6 protein-coding genes and 1 pseudogene are annotated in these 6,677 nt (G+C 64.8%); 3 read left to right on the top strand and 4 right to left on the bottom strand.

Translation table 11 applies throughout. From position 1 onward, the window contains the following. From B2V90_RS03190 to B2V90_RS03180, 3 genes and pseudogenes are all read right to left on the bottom strand, one after another. Positions 1 to 181, bottom strand: a pseudogene (locus tag B2V90_RS03190) (5-aminolevulinate synthase); the annotation flags it as partial. Positions 182 to 361: 180 nt separating this feature from the next. After that, positions 362 to 1,165 carry a glutamate racemase gene (murI, locus tag B2V90_RS03185; RefSeq protein ID WP_228220238.1) on the bottom strand — a complete coding sequence of 268 codons (804 nt, stop codon included), beginning with the start codon at positions 1,163 to 1,165 and terminating at the stop codon, positions 362 to 364. A gap of 51 nt (positions 1,166 to 1,216) precedes the next feature. Further along, entirely contained in the window at positions 1,217 to 1,660 is a 444-nt protein-coding gene (locus tag B2V90_RS03180; protein ID WP_293919653.1) for a DUF4126 domain-containing protein, read from the bottom strand. Positions 1,661 to 1,721: 61 nt separating this feature from the next. Between B2V90_RS03180 and plsY the strand changes: the two genes are divergently transcribed. The 3 genes from plsY (at position 1,722) to topA (ending at position 6,211) form a co-directional block, all read left to right on the top strand. Beyond that, a complete protein-coding gene (gene plsY / locus B2V90_RS03175) occupies positions 1,722 to 2,441 on the top strand; it encodes a glycerol-3-phosphate 1-O-acyltransferase PlsY (protein ID WP_293919651.1) in 720 nt (239 codons plus the stop codon). Continuing rightward, positions 2,438 to 3,520, top strand: coding sequence for a DNA-processing protein DprA (gene dprA, locus B2V90_RS03170; RefSeq protein ID WP_228220235.1), 1,083 nt, complete (start codon positions 2,438 to 2,440; stop codon positions 3,518 to 3,520). Before plsY ends, dprA begins: the two co-directional genes overlap by 4 nt. A gap of 111 nt (positions 3,521 to 3,631) precedes the next feature. Beyond that, a complete protein-coding gene (gene topA / locus B2V90_RS03165) occupies positions 3,632 to 6,211 on the top strand; it encodes a type I DNA topoisomerase (protein WP_228220234.1) in 2,580 nt (859 codons plus the stop codon). 77 nt (positions 6,212 to 6,288) lie between these two features. On the opposite strand, the gene B2V90_RS03160 is transcribed toward topA, so the two are convergent. Next, on the bottom strand, positions 6,289 to 6,677 hold a 389-nt coding region (locus tag B2V90_RS03160; protein ID WP_293919646.1), incomplete at its 5' end, for a GGDEF domain-containing protein.

Here is a 6,677-nt window from a genome sequence, read left to right as displayed (position 1 = left end):
GGCCCATGGCGAGATAGTCGTTGGAGCACCACACGGTGATCGGCTTGGGGCCGTTATGGCCGTGGAAGCAGCGTGCGTTGGGGAAAGCGCCCTTGTTGCGCAGGATATCGATGAAGACGCGATAGCGGCCTTCACTATGAAGCCGGTCGATCGCCTGCGAAAAGATGTGCTTGTAATTCACTACGCTTCTTCCCGTTCGTTCGCGCGCATATTGTCGTTCTGGGCGCGCATTTCCCCTGCCCATATGGTCGCATTTACCTGCGTGATCCGCCCATTACCAGCGATAACCATTCGCAGCCTTAGGGGGAAATACCTATCAGACTGATCGATGAAAGGGGCATTGGACAAATGGCCTACCCCGTCAGAGTTGTTCGATCCGATCAAGGCCATAGCGCGCCAGAGCCGGGCGCAACCTTTCCTGTTGGGCGTCGAGGCGGGTGAACACGGCAGTTCCCGGCGTTGGCTCAGCCGGCCAGGTCTGACCCTCCGTCAGGAAGGCAATGCGGCGGGCGATGCCGTCTCCGCCATGGACGAACCCCAGAGAATGGGGAGCGGCGGCGGCCAGTTCGGCCTCCACCAACGGAAAATGGGTACAGGCGAGGACGACCATGTCCATGCGCTGCCCCCCCGGCTGAGTCGTAAGGCCTGCAAGCGCCGCACGGGCGACCCGGGGATCGAGTGGTTCCCCGCGCAGCTTGGCTTCGGCCAACTGCACCAGGGCTGCTGAGCCATGACGCAGGACGATGCAATCGGCGCCATGTTCTGCCGCAAGGCGATCGACATAGGGCTGGCGCACGGTCGCGTCGGTGCCAAGGACGCCGAAGATACGGTTTTTCGACAGAAGCGCGGCGGGTTTGATCGCAGGAACGGTGCCGACCACGGGTATGTCGAGCGCGGCGCGCACATGCTGAAGGGCGATCGTCGAGGCGGTGTTGCAGGCGATGACAGCGAGGCGCGGGCGATAGCGCTCCACCAGGCGGCCAAGCAGTGCTGGCACACGCGCGGCGATTTCCGCTTCGCTCTTGGTGCCATAAGGAAAGCCAGCACTGTCGGCGGCATAGACTATGGATGCGGTGGGCAGCATTTCCCTGACCGGGGCGAGGATCGAAAGTCCGCCCACGCCGGAATCGAAGAACAGGATGGGAGCATCTGCAGCGACCGTCATGCCCGCTCCTGTCGCGATGGGGCGCTTGCCTGTCAACGCCCCTGCGCGACGTCAGCGGGTGACGGCCAGTCCGCCAGCAAGGACCACCGCATCCTCGATCGCGCCGGTCGGCACTTGGCCATAGGCGCGCATCGCCTTCTTGCGCAGGGCAAGGCCCGCATAGGCGCTGGCCATGGCGGCGGTGATCGCCGTTGCGGCCCCAAGCGCGCCTTTGCCGCGGGGAGCAAGGACAGCGCCGGCGAAGGCCGACGTGATGATGCGCACCGCCAGGCCGCGCTTCACGGTGCGGTCGGGCGCGCTTTCCATCTTGTCACCCGCCATTTCCAGCCCAGCGAGCGCAACCGCGCCCGTTGCGATCAACGGATTGGAGAGGAGCGCGGTTGCGCGCGGCGCTTCGGGCAGTAATCCGTCGCGCGCGGCGCCGGCAAGCACGGCCAGCGGGGTAAGCGAGCGCTGGCCAGCAACCAGGCCGATAAGGGCGGATCGAAGTATCAAGGCAAACTCCATCATGTCCGGGAAGAGAGGCATAAGCGCCCGAACGGGCAAAAGGATGCGGGTGACAGATACGGGTGACAAAGGGCGTCATCATGGCGCGACGCAGCTTCGCCATTGCTCCGCGCGACTGTCACGCTATGGTCGCGGGCACTTTCTATCGGCGATGTTCATGACACCTTATTGGCTTCTTCCCACTGTCGTTCTGGTCCTGGGTTATCTGCTGGGCTCCATCCCTTTTGGTTTGCTGCTGACCCGCGTGACCGGCGCTGGCGACCTGCGCCAGATTGGGTCAGGCAATATCGGCGCGACCAATGTGCTGCGCACCGGGCGCAAGGGGCTGGCCGCCGCGACGTTGCTGCTGGATCTGCTGAAAGGGGCCGCGGCGGTGCTGATCGGTGCCGCGATTGTCGATGGCGGTGGGCCGATGGCGGGCGCGATGGCCTTCATCGGCCATTGCTACCCGGTGTGGCTGCGCTTTGCCGGGGGCAAGGGCGTGGCGACGATGATGGGTGTCGTGACCGCGCTCTACTGGCCTGCGGGCATCGTTTTTGCGCTGGTGTGGCTGGGCCTGTTGTTCGGCACGCGCTGGTCGTCGGTCGGCGGCATGTCGGCGGGGATCAGCGCGCCCATCGCGATGTGGGCGTTCGACCGCGTCGACCTGGTGCCGGTGAGCCTTGCGATGGCGTTGATCCTGTTGTGGCGGCATCGGCAGAATATTGCGCGATTGACGAGGGGTGAGGAACCCAAGGTCGGGAAATCCAAGACGGCTATGCCTGAATGAGTGAGCGGGAGCGGTTCGATCGGTTGCGGTTGATCCGCTCGCCGCGAATCGGGCCAGTCAGCTATCGGCAACTGCTTGCCCGCTTTGGCAGCGCAAGCGAGGCGTTGCGCGCCATTCCCTTGCTGGCGGAACGGGGCGGTGGCCGGGCGAGCGTAGCCGATGCCGGCGCCGTCGAGCGCGAGATAGCGGCCACCCGCGCACTGGGCGGCCGCTATCTGTTGATGGGTGACGCTGATTATCCCGTCTTGCTGCATCAGATGGAAGGCGCGCCACCGGCTCTGATCGTGCGCGGCGATGCGGCACTGGCCGCGCGGTCCTGCGTCGCCATCGTGGGCGCGCGCAACGCGTCGGCGGCGGCGTGCCGCTTCGCGCGCAGTCTGGCGCAGGACTTGGGGCAGCGGGAGGCGGTGGTCGTATCGGGACTGGCGCGGGGGATCGATACCGAAGCCCATCGCGGGTCGATCGACAGCGGTACGATCGGCGTCATCGCCTGCGGCATCGACGTGGTGTTTCCGCCGGAGAATCGGGATTTGCAGAAGGCGCTTGCTGAACGCGGCCTGCTTGTCACCGAACATCCGCCGGGCGTTCAGCCGCTCGCGCGGCATTTCCCGGCGCGCAACCGGATCATCGCAGGGCTGGCTTTGGGAACGGTGGTGGTGGAGGCCGCGCCCAAATCGGGATCGCTCATCACCGCGCGGCTGGCGGGCGAGGCGGGGCGCGAGGTGATGGCGGTGCCCGGATCGCCCATCGATCCGCGCGCGCAAGGGTGCAACCTGCTGATCCGCGAGGGCGCGACGCTGATCCAGAATGGCGCGGACGTGATGGAGGCGATCGGCGGTTTCGACCCGCGCATGGTGCGGCAGGGGAGCTTCGATTTTATCGGCGAGCCGGTGTCGAGCGACGTTGCGCAAAGCGAGCGCGCCGCTGTCATCGGGCTGCTGGGGCCGGCGGCGGCTCCGGTGGACGAACTGATCCGCCTGTCGGGCCTGTCGCCCGCCGTGGTGCAGACGGTGCTGCTCGAACTGGAACTGGCCGGCGCGCTGGAGCGGCATGCGGGCGCTAAGGTAAGCCTACGCTGAAAGAGGCTGGCCTTGGGCGGCAGCCATGCCTACATCAGCGACGCTTGACGGGGGGCGTCATCCCTTTCCACACTCGCGCGTATACGTGAGAGATTTTTAACCGGGGCATCCATGCAGCTTGTCATCGTCGAATCGCCGGCCAAGGCGAAGACCATCGAAAAATATCTGGGCGGCGATTTCCATGTCCTCGCCAGCTATGGCCATATCCGCGACCTGCCGCCCAAGGACGGGTCGGTGGATCCTGACAACGGCTTTGCGATGTCGTGGGAAAATTATGGCGACAAGGGCAAGCAGCTGAAAGCCATCGCCGACGAGGCGAAGAAGGCCGACCGATTGATCCTGGCGACTGACCCTGATCGCGAGGGCGAGGCGATCAGCTGGCATGTGCAGGAAGTGCTGCGCGCGAAGAAGGCGCTGCCGCAAAAGGTCGACCGGGTGACGTTTAACGCGATCACCAAGGCGGCAGTGACCGAGGCGATGGCGCAGCCACGCGCGCTGGACGAGGATTTGATCGACGCCTATCGGGCGCGCCGGGCGCTCGATTATCTGGTGGGCTTCACCCTGTCGCCGGTGCTGTGGCGCAAGCTGCCGGGCGCCAAGTCGGCCGGGCGCGTGCAGTCGGTGGCGCTGCGGTTGGTGGTCGAGCGCGAGCGCGAGATCGAAAGCTTCAGCCCCCAAGAATATTGGTCGGTCGCGGCTGAGATGGAGCAGGGCGGGCAGGCCTTCACCGCGCGCCTTGTCCGCTGGAAAGGCGAAAAGATTGAGCGCCTGACCATCGGCAAGGAAGGCGACGCCATGGCCGCCAAGGCCGATGTGGAGGCCGGGCGCTTCACCGTCGACAAGGTCGAGACGAAGCCACTCACGCGCAATCCGCCGCCGCCCTTCACCACGTCCACTTTGCAGCAGGAAGCGGCGCGCAAGCTCGGCTTTTCCGCCAGCCACACGATGCGGATCGCGCAGCAGCTCTACGAGGATGGCGCGATCACCTATATGCGGACCGACGGCGTGCAGATGGACGGAAGCGCGATTTCGGCGGCGCGCAAGGCGATTGCGGACCGTTATGACGGCGGCTATCTGCCCGAAAAACCGCGCCAATATCAGACCAAGGCGAAGAATGCGCAGGAAGCGCACGAGGCCATTCGTCCCACCGAGTTCGGCCGTGACAAGGCGGGGTCGGGCGATCATGCGCGCCTCTATGATCTGATCTTCAAGCGTGCGCTGGCAAGCCAGATGGCTTCGGCGCGGCTGGAGCGCACGACGATCGACATGGTCGATGGCAGCGGGAGTCATACGCTGCGCGCCACCGGGCAGGTCGTGATCTTTCCGGGCTTCCTGGCGCTTTACGAAGAGGGCCGCGACGACAGCGAGGACGATGATGCGAAGCTGTTGCCGCGCATGGCCGCGGGGGATGCGCCGGCCAAAAAGAAGGTCAGTGCCGAACAGCATTTCACCCAGCCGCCGCCGCGCTATTCCGAAGCGTCGCTGGTCAAACGGCTGGAGGAACTGGGTATCGGGCGGCCGTCCACCTATGCCTCGACCTTGCAGGTGCTCAAGGACCGCGACTATGTGCGCGTGGAGAAAAACCGTTTCTTTGCCGAGGAAAGCGGGCGGCTGGTCACGGCGTTCCTGGAGCGGTTTTTTGAACGCTACGTCTCCTATGATTTCACCGCGGGGCTGGAAGACGAGCTGGACGATATCAGCGGCGGCCGGGCGCAGTGGCAGGACGTGCTGGAGGCCTTTTGGCGCGACTTCAAGCCCAAGACCGCCGAGGTGATGGAGCAGAAGCCGAGCGACATCACGGCGGAGCTGGACAAGTTTCTGGAGCCGATGCTCTTCCCGCCCAAGGCCGATGGCAGCAATCCGCGCGCCTGCCCGATGTGCGGCGCCGGCCAACTGGCGCTGCGCGGCGGGCGGTTCGGGGCGTTCATCGCCTGCTCCAACTATCCCGACTGCAAATATACCCGTAAATTTGGTCAGCCCGGCGGCAAGGACGGCGAAGATACCGGGCCGGAAGTGCTGGGCCAGCATCCCGAAACCGGACAGGACATCACGCGCAAGTCCGGCCGCTTTGGCCCCTATATCGAGATGGGCGAGGGCAAGGAGGCGAAGCGCGGATCGATTCCCAAGGATCTGCCCGATGGCGAATTGACGCTGGACTGGGCGGTTAAGTTGCTGAGCCTGCCGCGTGAGGTGGGGCTGCACCCGGAAACGGGCAAGCCGATCGTCGCCAATATCGGCCGCTTTGGGCCGTATCTGCTGCACGATGGCAAATATGGCCGCTTGTCCAACACTGCCGAGATTTTCGAGGTGGGGATGAACAGCGCTGTCGTGAAACTCGCCGAAGCGGCCACGCGCGGCGGCCGGGGCGCGGCGCGCGAACCGCTGAAAGTGCTGGGCGCGCATCCGCGCACCGACGCGGAGATCAAGGTGATGGAAGGGCGCTATGGTCCCTATGTCACCGATGGCACGACCAATGCGACGCTGCCCAAGACGGTCACGCCCGAAGCGTTGACCCTAGAGGAAGCCGCGCAACTGATCGACGCCAAGGCCGCATCGGCCCCGGCGAAGAAGGGCAAGAAGAAAGCCGCGCCCAAGAAGGCAGCCGCGAAGAAGGATAGCGCGCCAAAGAAGCCTGCCACCAAGAAAACATCAACGAAAAAGCCGGCTGCTCCAAAAACGCCCGTCGAATAGCCCCGATGCCTATGTGCTGCCTTTCAATCAGGCTGGCGTGATGACCGGGAAGGTCGGTTTGCTTGGCCGTCCGAATACTACGCAGCCAAGCGGATCTGGTTGCGGCCCGCGGCCTTGGCAGCATACATGGCGAGGTCTGCGCGCCGCAGGAGCATTTCAGCCGTTGCTGCGTTTTCGTCTGCCGCGCAGCCAATGCTGACGGTGAGGGGAACGACATGCCCCTCATCATTACGGACGCTGAGCGCTTCTACTGCCAGGCGTATTCGATCTGCTAGAAGCGCGCCCTTTTCCCCTGTCATCTCAGGCAGATAGACTGCAAATTCCTCTCCGCCCATGCGTCCGCAAATATCGTCGGCGCGCACGGATCGCCGCAGACCCCCGGCGATGGCGGTCAGCGCCTGATCCCCTGTAGCATGACCCCATCGGTCATTGATCGTTTTGAAATGATCGACGTCGATCAGCAGGC

Source organism: Sphingobium sp. UBA5915 (genome assembly GCF_002431195.1).
GTDB lineage: Bacteria > Pseudomonadota > Alphaproteobacteria > Sphingomonadales > Sphingomonadaceae > Sphingobium > Sphingobium soli.
This window is presented reverse-complemented; position numbering and strand designations above follow the sequence as displayed.